Annotated in this window: 11 protein-coding genes; 10 read left to right on the forward strand and 1 reads right to left on the reverse strand. The window is 33.3% G+C overall.

Annotated elements, in window-relative coordinates; all coding sequences use genetic code 11:
- The first annotated feature begins 6 nt into the window (after positions 1-6).
- From AC1EJ0_RS00515 to yihA, 10 genes are all read left to right on the forward strand, one after another.
- Positions 7-1,608, forward strand: coding sequence for a hypothetical protein (locus AC1EJ0_RS00515; RefSeq protein ID WP_480022847.1), 1,602 nt, complete (start codon positions 7-9; stop codon positions 1,606-1,608).
- Positions 1,605-3,575 (forward strand): excinuclease ABC subunit UvrB, encoded by a 1,971-nt coding sequence (gene uvrB / locus AC1EJ0_RS00520; RefSeq protein WP_480022920.1) that lies wholly within the window; start codon positions 1,605-1,607, stop codon positions 3,573-3,575. The genes AC1EJ0_RS00515 and uvrB overlap by 4 nt, the downstream gene beginning before the upstream one ends.
- Positions 3,565-6,402 (forward strand): excinuclease ABC subunit UvrA, encoded by a 2,838-nt coding sequence (uvrA, locus tag AC1EJ0_RS00525; protein WP_480022846.1) that lies wholly within the window; start codon positions 3,565-3,567, stop codon positions 6,400-6,402. The genes uvrB and uvrA overlap by 11 nt, the downstream gene beginning before the upstream one ends.
- A gap of 49 nt (positions 6,403-6,451) precedes the next feature.
- Positions 6,452-7,264, forward strand: a complete 813-nt coding sequence (locus tag AC1EJ0_RS00530) for a TPM domain-containing protein (RefSeq protein ID WP_480022845.1) — start codon at positions 6,452-6,454, stop codon at positions 7,262-7,264.
- Between the two features lie 28 nt (positions 7,265-7,292).
- The gene (locus tag AC1EJ0_RS00535; protein WP_480022844.1) at positions 7,293-7,871 is read left to right on the forward strand and encodes a LemA family protein; all 579 of its coding nucleotides are present in this window, start codon (positions 7,293-7,295) and stop codon (positions 7,869-7,871) included.
- A gap of 125 nt (positions 7,872-7,996) precedes the next feature.
- The gene (gene tig, locus AC1EJ0_RS00540; RefSeq protein WP_480022843.1) at positions 7,997-9,286 is read left to right on the forward strand and encodes a trigger factor; all 1,290 of its coding nucleotides are present in this window, start codon (positions 7,997-7,999) and stop codon (positions 9,284-9,286) included.
- A 12-nt stretch (positions 9,287-9,298) separates the two neighbouring features.
- Positions 9,299-9,880 carry an ATP-dependent Clp endopeptidase proteolytic subunit ClpP gene (gene clpP, locus AC1EJ0_RS00545; protein ID WP_294796603.1) on the forward strand — a complete coding sequence of 194 codons (582 nt, stop codon included), beginning with the start codon at positions 9,299-9,301 and terminating at the stop codon, positions 9,878-9,880.
- 3 nt (positions 9,881-9,883) lie between these two features.
- Entirely contained in the window at positions 9,884-11,137 is a 1,254-nt protein-coding gene (gene clpX, locus AC1EJ0_RS00550; protein WP_480022842.1) for an ATP-dependent Clp protease ATP-binding subunit ClpX, read from the forward strand.
- A 76-nt stretch (positions 11,138-11,213) separates the two neighbouring features.
- Positions 11,214-13,598: an endopeptidase La gene (gene lon, locus AC1EJ0_RS00555; RefSeq protein WP_480022841.1), complete on the forward strand. Its 2,385-nt coding sequence runs from the start codon at positions 11,214-11,216 to the stop codon at positions 13,596-13,598.
- Positions 13,591-14,175 carry a ribosome biogenesis GTP-binding protein YihA/YsxC gene (gene yihA, locus AC1EJ0_RS00560; RefSeq protein ID WP_480022840.1) on the forward strand — a complete coding sequence of 195 codons (585 nt, stop codon included), beginning with the start codon at positions 13,591-13,593 and terminating at the stop codon, positions 14,173-14,175. The genes lon and yihA overlap by 8 nt, the downstream gene beginning before the upstream one ends.
- A 102-nt stretch (positions 14,176-14,277) precedes the next feature.
- On the opposite strand, the gene rd is transcribed toward yihA, so the two are convergent.
- The gene (gene rd / locus AC1EJ0_RS00565) at positions 14,278-14,436 is read right to left on the reverse strand and encodes a rubredoxin (protein WP_082244110.1); all 159 of its coding nucleotides are present in this window, start codon (positions 14,434-14,436) and stop codon (positions 14,278-14,280) included.
- Positions 14,437-14,545 lie beyond the last annotated feature (109 nt).

The following is a 14,545-nucleotide window of genomic DNA, read 5'->3' on the forward strand; positions in this document are numbered from 1 at the left end:
GTTTAGATGAGAAAAAATATATCTTTATTACTTATATTTATCTCAATAATTGCACTAAGCGCTTGCACTAACGGACCACTATTCATCAAGGATAGTGATAAGCGCTATGGTTTTGATGACCTTGATGTTCCTATAAATGAAGGAGAAGAGATTGAATTAAGTGAAAATAAAGAAATTCCTTTTGTGCTTAGAAAGATTAATTATTTAAAGGATCTTGAAGTGCAAAATGATAGGGTAGAAATTGATAAAAACGATAGTTCATTATTAAGCATGGTTATTAAGCCATGCTTAACTGATGATATAGAGCTTTCGTCTCTAGTATACAAGAACGGAAAGTTTCATATATTACTTAATTCTAAGAATGACTCGAACAATGTTTGCACGCCATATATAAGTATTAAGCTGCTTAATAAACTTCCTGATGATATAGAAGCGGATGATTTTGTTATTGACAAAAGTGGTATTAAGAATATCGATATAAAATATACTAAGGACAATGCAATCAACTATGTCAAACAAAAATATAAGCTTATTGCGAACTTACCTGATTCAGCTGACTTAATTTATACAGACAGGCCCATTTGGCAGATTAAATATAAATTTGTTTATGAAAAGGATGATCATGATCATCCTATAAAAAATTTAAAAATAAATTTTGATGCGAATGAGGGTAAAGTTCTTTCACTTGATGAAGAAATTATTTCAAAGTTTATTGACAATGGTAATGTATTTAAGCTTAATACAGATAAAGCTATATACTATAATAAGAAAGACGATGAACTTAACAATATTTATATCTATGATATAGCTAACAGAAGCTCTAAGAAGATATTGTCTTTTAGTGGCGATATTAAGTCTATATACAAGAAGAATGAAAATGATGACATAATTATCAACTTTAAAGACAAGTCATCGGCTTTAAGCAGTGCTATATACAATGAAGCAAAAGATGAAATAAAGTTTATAGATTATAGAGATGATTTAAACATAATTGACGCAAACTTTAAGAGCGATGATTCACTACTTGCAATAAGTAGAGGCGAGGCTAATATGACTACTCTATACGAAGTGGATATAAATGACAATAGCTATATAGACTTATTCAGCGCTGAGGATAATATAATCAGAGCTTCTTATATCAACGGCTTCTATGTATATTTATCAAAGTATGATATTAATCAAATGCTATATATCACGAGAGATTTTGAAGATTATGACTTCATTGATGAAGTAGAAAACTATTATTATGCTGATGACAATTCTTTTGTATATAGAATTGACAATAAAATTGAAGGCACAAGTCTATATACTTATAATTTAAGTGAAAGATTTTACAAGATGATAATTAAGGGTGACTACTCATACATCAAAAAGATAGATGAAGCATATGTTTTAGCAAAAAAAGACATAAATCTTGAGTCATATGATTTATTATTATGCAAATTGGATAATAATCTTAAAGAGGAAGTTCTTTTTGAAAATGTGGATAACTTAAGTTTATATTTGACTAATGATTTAAAGAAGCTATATAAAAGTACAAAGGTTATTGATAAGAATTATACAAAGAACATTATTTATGAGATAGATATTAGTAAAGGTGATGCATAGTGAAATTCAAATTAAAGTCTGATTATACTCCTACAGGAGATCAACCAAAGGCAATAGAATCACTATCTGAAGGAATTAATAAAGGCTATAGGGATCAAGTTTTGCTAGGCGTAACGGGCTCTGGTAAAACTTTTACTATGGCAAATATAATTAAACAGACGCAAAGACCAGCTTTAGTCATCGCGCACAACAAGACTCTTGCGTATCAGTTATATAGCGAGTTTAAGGAGTTCTTTCCAGAAAACTCAGTTGAGTTCTTTATAAGCTACTACGACTACTATCAACCAGAGGCTTATGTTGCGGCAACTGATACTTACATCGCTAAGGACAGCCAAATCAATGATGACATAGATGAATTAAGGCACTCTGCAACAGCAGCTTTATTTGAAAGGAAAGATGTAATCATTGTCGCCTCTGTTTCTTGTATATATGGACTAGGTGACCCTATTGATTATGAAAAGCTGATGGTATCACTTAGACCTGAGATGCAAATCTCTAGAGATGATGTAATTAAAAAATTAATTAGCATACAATATGTCAGAAATGATATAAACTTTATCAGAGGAACATTTAGAGTTAGAGGAGATATACTAGATATATTCCCAGCATCTGAAAAGACAAATGCGTTTAGAATTGAATTCTTTGGTGATGAGATTGATAAGATACTTGAGATTGATTCACTAACTGGCGAAGTTATTGGTACTAGAGTGCATGTATCCATCTTCCCAGCGTCTCACTATGCGACAACTGATGACAAAGTTAAAAAAGCTATTGAAAGCATTAAGCTTGAGTTAGATGATAGACTTAAGTGGCTTCATGAGCACGGCAAACTAGTTGAAGAACAAAGGCTTAAAGAGAGAACTAATTATGATTTGGAGATGCTTAACGAGATAGGTTTTTGTTCAGGCATAGAGAACTATTCTAGGCACTTATCACAAAGACAGCCAGGATCAAGGCCATATACCTTGATAGACTACTTCCCAAAGGACTTTATAACCTTTATAGATGAGTCACATGTAAGTGTGCCTCAAATCAGAGCAATGTATGAGGGAGATAGGTCAAGAAAGACTTCACTTGTAGACTATGGCTTTAGACTACCAAGCGCTCTTGACAATAGGCCCTTGAAATTCGCTGAGTTTGAAGCTATGATGAATCAAGTTATATATGTGAGCGCGACGCCTGCTCAATATGAGCTAGAACGCTCTAAAAACACTGTAGAGCAAGTTATTAGACCAACTGGCCTACTAGACCCAGTGATTGAAGTAAGACCTACTAAGGGTCAAATAGATGACTTGATTAAGGAAATTAGAATCAGAGCTAAAAAAGATGAGAGAGTCTTAATCACAACACTTACTAAGAAGATGGCTGAGGGCTTAACTAAGTATCTTGATCAATTAGGTATCAATGTTACTTATATGCACTCAGATGTCACTGCAATTGATAGAATGCAGATTATAAAGGATTTAAGAGAGAAAAAGTTTGACTGCTTAGTCGGTATAAATCTTCTAAGAGAAGGTCTTGACCTACCAGAAGTATCTTTAGTAGCAATACTAGACGCGGATAAGGAAGGCTTTTTACGTAGTGAAACATCTTTGGTTCAAACAGCTGGTAGAACAGCTAGAAACTCTAATGGACTAGTTATTATGTATGCAGATACTATAACTAAATCTATGGAGAGCGCAATTAATGAAACAGCTAGAAGAAGAAAGATACAGATGAAGTACAATGAAGATAATAATATAACGCCTATGACTATTAAAAAATCCATCAGAGATGTTATTGAAGTAACTAAGGCGATGGATGAGGGTGAAAAGTACACTTATAGCGCAAAGGGCGTTCAAGATAAGATTAAGAAACTTACGACAAAGATGAATAAGGCGGCAAAGGATTTAAATTTCGAAGATGCTGCTAAATACAGAGATATGATAGAAGAATTGAAGAAGGAGGAATTATTCATTGGAGAATAAAATAGTTATTAGAGGTGCCAATGAAAATAATTTAAAAAACTTAGATATAGATATACCTAGAAATAAATTTGTGGTTATAACTGGACTTTCAGGTTCGGGGAAGTCTTCACTTGCTTTTGACACAATATATGCTGAAGGTCAAAGAAGATATGTAGAGAGCCTTTCGAGCTATGCTAGAATGTTCTTAGGCAACACTACTAAGCCAAATGTTGAGTTTATTAGCGGTCTAAGCCCATCCATATCTATAGACCAAAAGACTACAAGCAATAACCCGAGATCAACAGTAGGAACAGTTACAGAAGTTTATGATTATCTAAGACTTTTATATGCTAGAATAGGTCAAATCTATTGCCCAAGCTGTGGTAAGAAGATTACATCGCAAACTATTGATCAGATAGCTGATATAATTATGAGCCATGATGAAGGACAAAAGATCTATGTCTTAGCACCTATTGTCAGAGGACAAAAGGGGCAACATAAAAAAGTTATTGAGCAAATTCAAAAAGATGGCTTTGTTAGATATATTTTAGATGGAGAAATGCACGATATTACAGATAAAGTCGAGATAGACAAGAACAAGAAGCACGATATTGACATCGTTATCGATAGACTTGTTATTAAAGATGGCATATTATCAAGACTTACTGGCTCACTTGAGACTGCAGTTCATTATTCGAATGGACTTGTTAAGATAAACTATTTAGATTTATATGAAAAATCTTATTCAACAAAATATGCTTGCATTGACTGCGGTATATCATTTGATGAGCTATCTACAAGATTGTTTTCATTCAACAGTCCTTTTGGCATGTGTGAAAGATGTAATGGACTAGGCTACTTTAGAAGCATTGACAAGGATTTAGTTATACCTGACTATTCACTTTCACTTGAAGAAGGAGTCATAGAGCCATTTAAAAATTCAAAGAAGGGCACTTATTATTATAAGATATTTAAATTTATATTAGATAAATATGACTTTAAAGAAGACCAGCCATTCTCAGAGGCGCCTAAGAAAATGATAGATGATTTACTTAATGGTACTGACTACAATGTAAGGTTTAAGTACAATTCATTGTTCACAAAATCATCTAAAGAATTTAATAAGAAGTGGCCGGGCATACTCTCTGTAATGATGGACAGGCTTACAAGCTCTATGTCCCAAGCGGTTAGAGACAACACTGAGGAGTACGTTGAAGAGATTGAATGCCCTGAATGTCACGGTGCAAGACTAAAAAAGGAAGCGCTTGCTGTTAGGGTAGGCGATTTAAATATTTATGAATTTACAAAGCTTAGCATAAAAGACGAACTTGATTATATAAACAATTTAAAGCTTAATGAAACAGAAGAAAAGATTGCTGAACAAATCTTGATTGAGATAAAGAAGAGATTGTCATTCTTAATAACTGTAGGACTTGATTACTTAAATCTATCCAGAATGGCGAAGACACTTTCAGGTGGTGAAGCTCAAAGAATTAGGCTTGCTACACAGATAGGCTCTGCTCTAGTGGGCGTTATATACGTTTTAGACGAGCCATCTATAGGTTTACACCAAAGAGACAATTTAAAGCTTATACAAGCACTTAGAGAGCTAACAGACGCAGGCAATACCTTACTTGTAGTAGAACATGACGAAGAGATTATGCACCATTGTGACGAGATTATAGATATAGGTCCAGGAGCAGGTATACATGGTGGTCATCTTGTTGTTCAAGGCAATATTAATAAGGTTATGAAATGCAAAAAATCTATCACAGGCGACTATTTATCTGGAAGAAAGAAAATACCACTAAAGGATGAGTATAGAAAAACTGATAAAGATAATGTCTTGAAAGTCATAGGAGCAAGCGAAAACAATCTTAAAAACATAGACGTAGAAGTGCCTCTAAGTGAATTTGTTACGGTAACAGGCGTTTCTGGTTCAGGAAAGTCAACTTTAGTTAATGAAATTATTTATAAATCACTGGCACAAAAAATAAATAAATCAAAATATAAACCTGGTAAGAGAAAAGCTGTTGAAGGCATTGAAAATATTGACAAGGTAGTAGTAATTGATCAAAGCCCAATAGGTAGAACGCCTAGATCAAATCCAGCGACATACACTGGCACATTTGATCTAATCAGAGATGTCTTTGCTATGACGCAAGAAGCAAAGATGAGAGGTTATCAAAAAGGAAGATTCTCTTTCAATGTTAAGGGCGGTCGCTGCGAGGCATGTAAGGGTGATGGTATATTAAAGGTAGAAATGCACTTCTTGCCAGATGTATACGTACCATGCGAGGTATGTAAAGGTAAGAGGTACAATAGAGAGACACTTGAAGTTAAGTTTAAGGACAAAACTATAGCCGATGTGCTTGAAATGACAGTTGAGGAAGGACTAAAGTTTTTTGAAAATCAACCGCGTATAGCAAGAAAACTACAAACGCTTTATGATGTAGGTCTTGGATATATAAAGATTGGTCAAAGCTCAACAGAGCTATCGGGTGGCGAGGCACAAAGAGTTAAGCTTGCCACAGAACTTTCTAAAAAGTCAACTGGAAGAACAATATATATACTTGATGAGCCAACTACTGGACTTCACTCACATGACGTTGCTAAGCTTATAAAGGTACTAAACACACTTGTTGATCAAAACAATTCAGTCTTAGTTATAGAACATAATCTTGATGTTATTAAGCAATCAGACTACATCATAGACCTTGGTCCAGAAGGCGGAGACATGGGCGGAACCATAGTTGCCACAGGAACACCTATAGAAGTGGCTAAGAATAAAAAATCATATACAGGAAAGTTTTTGAGAGAAATATTTGAAAAAGAAGGAAAGCTTTAATTGATTAAAAGCATGACATTTCGGGTATATTTTATATACGGAGGTAAATATGAAAAAGAGCTTTCTTAAAAAATTTATAATATTATTTATAGTTCAAATAATTTTCTTACAAGGCTTTACTGCAAAAGCAATCTCAAAGCCTGATTATGGATTTGTTCTCGATAATGCAAATATTATCTCTCAAGATACTATTGATCATATTAATGAAATGAATTTTAAAATGAAAGACTATGGAAGCCAAGTCGCTGTACTTACTGTCAACGACCTAGGAGGAACGGATATAGAATCATTTTCTAATAAAGTATTTAGAGATTGGGGCATAGGTGATAAGAAAAAGAACAACGGAGTACTTTTATTAGTAAGCCTTAATGATAGACAGGTAAGGTTTGAAGTAGGTTATGGGCTTGAAGGCGCAATAAATGATGCTAAAGCAGGAAGAATAATAAGAAATGTAATAAAACCTAATTTTCAAGCAGAAGATTACGATAAAGGTATTAGAGATGCGTTCGATAGCGTAATTTATTACATCGGAGAAGAGTACAATGTAAAGTTTGAAGAAATAGACGTAAATGAATTAGGACTTGAAAATGACTTATCTATAAGCCCAGTAATGATAATATTATTAATATTTTTATTTATTATGATTACATCTAGGCTTAATAGATCAAGATATATCTACGGCAGAAGAGGAAGAATGTATAGACGAAGACGTAGAAATATATTTTTCGATGACGACGATCCATTCGGTGGCTTATTTGGAGGCTCTGGTGGTTCAGGCGGATTTGGCGGCTTCGGCGGATCAGGTGGCGGCTCATTTGGCGGCGGTTCATCTGGCGGCGGCGGAGCATCAGGATCTTGGTAAATAAATTTTAAATAAAGGAGAATATGAAATGGAAGAAAAAAGACAAAGAAGAGGTAAATTTTCACCACTTTTAATTATACTAGTAATAGTAATTGCTTTAGGTGCACTAGTAGCATCTAAGTACAATGGCCTAGTTAACAGACAAGAGAATGTTAATAAGACATGGGCAGAAGTTCAAACACAATATCAAAGAAGAGCTGACCTAATACCAAACTTAGTTGAAACAGTAAAGGGTTACGCTCAACACGAAGAAGAAACACTTGAAAACATTGCTAAACTTAGAAGTGGATACACAGATGCAAAAACACCTGAAGACTATGAAAAGCTTGATACAGAACTAGCTAAAAACATTAACATAGTTGTAGAAAACTATCCAGATTTAAAAGCTAATGAAAACTTCTTAAGTTTACAAGATGAATTAGCAGGAACTGAAAACAGGATAGCAGTTGCAAGACGTGACTTTAATAACGAAGCAACTGAATTCAATAAATCAGTTAGGACATTCCCTAACAATATCTTTGCATCGATGCTTGGCTTTGATAAATTTGAAACATTTAAAGCTCAAGATGGAGCAGAGAACGCACCAAGCGTTGATTTTGGTAAATAATTTAATTAAAAGTCAAACTTTGATCTTGTTTGACTTTTTCTTGTGTAATTAAGTAAAATATTTATTTACTTATAACGATATTAGTGATATAATAACAACATAAGTAATTTTAAGGAGTGAATTAAGTGAAAGTTAATTTTGACAAAAAAGAAAAAAATAAAGTTTACTTCAATGTAGACGTGGATTGGAAGGATTTTGAGCCTAAGATAGACGAAGCTTATAAGAAGATTAGATCAAAATTTAGTATTCCTGGATTTAGAAAAGGTAAAGTACCTAAGATGATTATTGAACAAAACTATGGCGTTCAAGTATTTTACGATGAAGCTATAAACATAATGCTTCAAGAAATCTATCCAAAGGCATTAGAAGAATTAGATTTAAAAGTTGTTGATCAACCAGATGTTGATGTTAAAGACTTTAAAGAAAATGAAAATATTAACTTTACATTTGAAGTAGAAGTAGTTCCTGAGTTTGAATTACCAAACTTCGAAGAGATAGAAGTTGAAGACGTTAAAGAAGAATTCGATAAAGAAGTAGTTACAAATGAAATCGAAAGATTAAGAAACGAAAATGCTAGATACACTATCATCGAAGATAGAAAGACTAAAAAAGGTGATATAGTTAAGCTTGATTTCAAAGGTTATGTAGATAACGAAGCTTTCCAAGGCGGAGAAGCAAAAGACTATGAACTAGAAATTGGTTCTAATTCATTTATACCAGGCTTTGAAGATCAATTAGTAGATAGAGCTATAGGAGAAGAATTTGATGTAAATGTTAAATTCCCTGAAGAATATCATGCAGAAGATCTAAAAGGAAAAGATGCTAAATTTATCTGCACTATAAATGAAATTAAAGTTAAAGAATTGCCTGAACTTGATGATAACTTTGCATCAGATGTTTCAGAATTTGATACATTAAAAGAATTTAAAGCAGATTTAAGAAAGAAATTAAAAGCTCAATTCAATGAAATGATTGACGCTCAAAGAGAAAACAAAGTACTTGATAAAGTTATTGAAGAAACAAAATTTGATGTTCCAAATAGAATGATTGAAGACGAAGTAGAAAACGAATTAAGAAACTTCCAATATAGACTACAAGCTCAAGGCTTAAACTATGAAGATTACAAGAAGTATACTGGAAATACAGACGAAGAAATCAAGGAAACATTCAAAGAACCTGCAGAAAAGAGAGTTAAACTTGGTTTAATTCTTGAAAAATATGCTCAAGAAAATAAATTAAAAGCAACAAAGAGAGATTATGACAAAGAACTTGATAAATTAGCTGAAATGTATAAAGCAGAAGATAAAGAAGAATTTAAAAAGACAATGAGTGAAGGATCTCTAGAATTCCTAGATAGAGGCATACTTAACTCAAAAGCAATAGACGATATAAAGAAAAAAGTAAAATATATTTAATGGGGTGATAAAATGGCATTAATTCCTATGGTTGTAGAACAAAGTTCCAGAGGAGAAAGGTCATATGATATCTACTCAAGGCTTTTAAAAGAAAGAATTATTTTCTTGTCAGGCGAAATAAACAATGAGATGGCTGACTTAATTGTAGCTCAATTGTTATTTCTAGAAGCAGAAGATCCTGATAAAGATATACAAATCTATATAAATTCACCAGGAGGCTCAGTATCAGCTGGCTTTGCTATATATGATACTATGCAATATATAAAACCTGATGTATCAACTATATGCGTTGGCTTAGCTGCGTCAATGGGTGCCTTTCTATTAGCATCAGGCACTAAAGGAAAGAGATATGCTCTACCAAATGCAGATATTATGATACATCAACCACTTGGTGGAACTCAAGGACAAGCTGAAGACATTCGTATTCAAGCAGAAAAGATTCTTGAAATTAGAAAGAGAATAAATAAGATACTGTCAGAAAAAACTGGACAAGATATTGAGATAATCAATAGAGATACTGACAGAGACTACTACTTAAATGCAGAAGAAGCAGTTAAGTATGGTCTAATAGATAAAGTTATGGAGAAACATTAATAAATGTCGAAATATGATGAAATAAGATGTTCCTTTTGTGGAAAAACTCAAAACGAAGTCAAAAGATTGATATCTGGACCAAATGTATACATCTGTGATGAATGTATTAACGTTTGTATGGATATATTAGAGGAAGACCATCTACTAAATGAAGAACATTATGACTTCGAAGATATGGTTTTACCTACACCAATGGAGATAAAGAAGTCTTTAGACGAATATGTCATCGGACAAGATGACGCTAAGAAGACTTTATCTGTTGCTGTATATAACCATTATAAGAGAATCACAAAGGATACAATTGATAAAGATGTAGAAATAAAAAAAAGCAACATACTTTTACTTGGTCCAACAGGAAGCGGTAAAACACTTCTTGCTGAGACACTAGCAAGGATACTTAACGTTCCATTTGCAATATGTGATGCAACTACTCTTACTGAAGCAGGCTACGTCGGCGAAGATGTTGAAAACATCATTCTTAAGCTTATCCAAAATGCAAACTACGATGTAGATAGAGCCGAAAGAGGTATAATCTATGTAGATGAGATAGATAAGATAGCTAAGAAGAGTGAAAACGTTTCAATCACAAGAGATGTTAGCGGGGAAGGTGTTCAACAAGCTCTTTTAAAAATCTTAGAGGGAACTATAGCTAACGTTCCACCACAAGGCGGGAGAAAGCATCCACAAGAGGAGTTTATTCAAGTTGATACAAGCAATATACTCTTCATAGTTGGTGGAGCCTTCCAAGGACTAGATGACATTATTGCAAAGAGAACTAATAAAAAGTCTTACGGCTTTGGATCAGAAATTTTCGACAAATCTAAACAAAAGTCAGAAGCTTTAAAGCATGTTGAGAGCGAAGACTTAATGAAGTTTGGTTTAATACCAGAACTAATAGGTAGACTTCCAGTTACAGTAACTCTTAACGAGCTTAAGGAAGATGATTTAGTCAAGATACTAACAGAGCCAAAGAACGCACTTATTAAGCAATATCAAGAGCTTATTAGGATGGATGGCGCAGAGCTTGAGTTTACTGACGATGCAGTTAGAAGAATAGCTCAAAAAGCTATTGAGATGAAGACTGGAGCTAGAGGACTAAGAAGTATTATTGAAAAAGTAATGCTTGATATAATGTATGAACTTCCATCTAAGAAGTACGATGGAACATTAAAGATAGATAGCTCTGTTATAGATGGAAAGAAGAAGCTTACTTATCAAAGTGACGATAAGGATAAAGAAGAAAAAATCGTTTCATAGATTAAGCAGATTGCTTATTTAGAAGCTCAATAAGGCCGGACAGATATGTTTCGGCCTTTTATTAAAGGAGAAAGATATGGATAATTATGAAGAAATAATCGATAATTTTTCATTTGATGATGACTATGGTGAAGATGGCATTAAAGTGCCTATCGTTTCAATTCAAGATTTGAATCTTGTTAGTAATAATTTTTACAGTATCAATCTAGATAATGAAGACTTGGTTACTTCTATAGCGAAGGCATCTAAGACTAATGGTATCTTTGCTGTTTTTCAATTAAAAACAAATAGAAAGTCTATATCAAGCGCAAAATCAGTTCACGAGATAGGTATACTTGCTGAGATTGAATCCATAGTTCCTAACAATAAGTACATGAAGATGAATTTTAGAACTCTATCTAAGGTTTATTTGACTAATGTTTTTAAGAACGATGGCATTGTTTATGGTGATCTTATAAAATTAAATGACGAGAACGACTATTCATTTGACAATCCTGAGAATATTACATACTCTGAGGTAGTTAAGAGTGCACTCGATAAGTTAAATGCACTTATTATGGAGAGTCAATCAAGTAAGGACAGGATAGTTCCAAGTAATGTTGACTACAATGTGTTTTTGGATAGTATATTCTCAAGGCTTGATATTGATAAAAAAATTACTCAAGATTATAATAATGCACTTGACAAGAAGGAAAGAACTAAGATAGTTATTGATACTATCAATAAATCCATAGTTACAATTGAGGTTTTACAAACACTTCAAGATAAAACAAAAGATGCCATGGACAAAAATCAAAGAGACTACATCCTTCATGAACAATTAAAGATTATAAAAAATGAACTTAATGCGGATAAATCTGGAGCTAAAAATATTTTTGATGCATATAGAAGTGATATTAAAAAATTAAAAGCTCCAAATGAAGTAGAGGAGAAGGCTTTTAAGGAGATAGAGAAGCTTGAGCAAACGCCAGTGACATCACCTGATTACCCTTCTACACTTCAATATATCGAGTTAATTAAGGACCTTCCTTGGAATAATAGAACTAAGGATACAAAGGACTTAAAGTTAGCTAAGGAGATACTTGATAGGGATCATTACGGCTTAAAAGATGTTAAGGACAGGATACTTGAATACCTTGCTATACTTAATAATAAGAAAGCTATAAAAGGCTCTATCATATGCTTTGTTGGGCCTCCAGGGGTAGGTAAGACATCTATAGCTAACTCTATAGCCAATGCTACAAACAGAAATTTTGTTAGGATGTCACTAGGCGGCATTAAGGATGAAGCTGATATTAGAGGTCACATGAGGACCTATGTTGGATCAATGCCAGGAAGAATTATTTCTTTAATGAAGAAGGCTAAGTCAAAAAATCCAGTATTTTTATTTGACGAGATAGATAAGATAGGCCAAGATTTTAGAGGAGACCCATCGAGTGCACTGCTAGAAGTGCTTGACAGCTCTCAAAATAGTGACTTTACTGATAGATACTTAGAACTTCCATATGATTTATCAGAAGTTTTATTTATAACTACTGCAAACTCGCTAGATACTATACCAGAAGCGCTTTTAGATAGGCTTGAAATAATAAGGATAGAGGGCTACACTGACGAAGAAAAGCTTAATATAGCAAAGAAGTATCTTGTACCAAAGTCTTTAGAAAATGCTGGTTTAAGTAAAGATGCAATAAAATTTGACGATGAAGCTCTTTATAGACTTATAGATAATTACACAAGAGAGTCGGGTGTAAGAGAGCTTGAAAGAAAGATACAATCAATAATCAGAAAATTAGTTTATAAAAAATATATGGATGATGAGCTAGTTAAAAAAGTTGATGTAAAAACTGTTGATAAATTGCTAGAAGGACCAATATTTGAATATAATCTAGTCGACAAAGAAGATAGCGTTGGTAAAGCTGTAGGTCTTGCATGGACTAGGGTAGGCGGCGATACTATAAACGTTGAAGCTCAATTAATGCCTGGTGATGGCAAACTTAATATAACTGGTAACCTTGGTAAAGTTATGCAAGAGTCTTGTCAATTAGCGATAAGCTACTTAAAGGCTAACTACGAGTACTTTAATATTGACAAAAAGAAGTTCAAAGATTACGACATACATGTTCACGTACCAGAGGGCGCTATACCAAAAGATGGACCAAGTGCTGGTATAACCATAACAACGGCGATACTATCAGCCTTGACAGATCAAAAGATTAACAGATACTTTGCTATGACTGGAGAAATTACTCTATTAGGTAATGTCCTTGCTATTGGCGGTCTTAAAGAAAAGGCCCTTGCTGCTAAGAGAATGAAGATTAGAGATTTAATTCTTCCTATGGAAAATAAGAAAGATTTTGAAAAGCTTCCAAAAAATATTAAAGAAAGTCTTAATGTACATTACGTTAATAACTTTAAAGAGCTTAGCAAAATTATTTTCATAGATGGTGATAAAGATGCTTAAGATTAATGAACCCTTCTTAGAGAGGATGGCAGTTGATGAGAAAAGCTACCCAAAAGATGGTCTTAAGGAGATAGTTTTAGTTGGTAGAAGTAATGTTGGCAAGAGCTCATTTATAAATGCGCTTACTAACAGAAAGAAACTTGCTTATACATCGTCTTCACCTGGAAAGACTAGAACTATTAACTTTTATAATATGGATAATAAGTTTAGAATAGTTGACCTTCCTGGCTATGGATATGCAAAAATATCCATGAAGGAAAGAGAGAAGTGGAAGAAGATTATAGAAGAATACCTTGTTAAGTCTCAAAACATTGCTCTTATCTGTCAAATAATTGACATTAGGCATGAGCCAACAAAGCTAGACTTAATGATGTATGATTACATTAGATCAACTGGAACGGACTATCTCATCATAGCTAATAAGCTAGATAAGTTAAAATCATCACAAATACTAAAACAAGTAAGCATAATAAATAAATCACTTAACGACTTAGATAAGGATTTACTAATACCATTTTCCTCGCAAGACAAAAGAGGAGTTAAAGAAGTACTAAATAAGTTCGAAGAGATAATTTAATAAAAATAAAAGAAAGGCGCTTATATCAATACTGATAAGAGCGCCTTTAACTATATCATAAAAATGAAAAAGCCGAATCACTTCGGCTTTTAATTTACTTAGTTACATTTTAGAGAACATGTCCTTACCAACACCACAAACTGGGCAAACCCAATCATCAGGGATGTCTTCAAAAGCTGTTCCTGGAGCTATACCTCCGTCTGGATCACCTATTTCAGGATCATAAACATAACCGCATGCATCGCATTCATATTTGTCCATAATGCAACCTCCTTCCTTTCGATTTATTTATACCCAAAACAGATAATTTGTAACAATTTGCTTAATAATTTTTTATCACGGGTATAAATAGATTAGTAGAGGAAGGATA

Source organism: Fenollaria sp. C0166D3 (genome assembly GCF_056590255.1).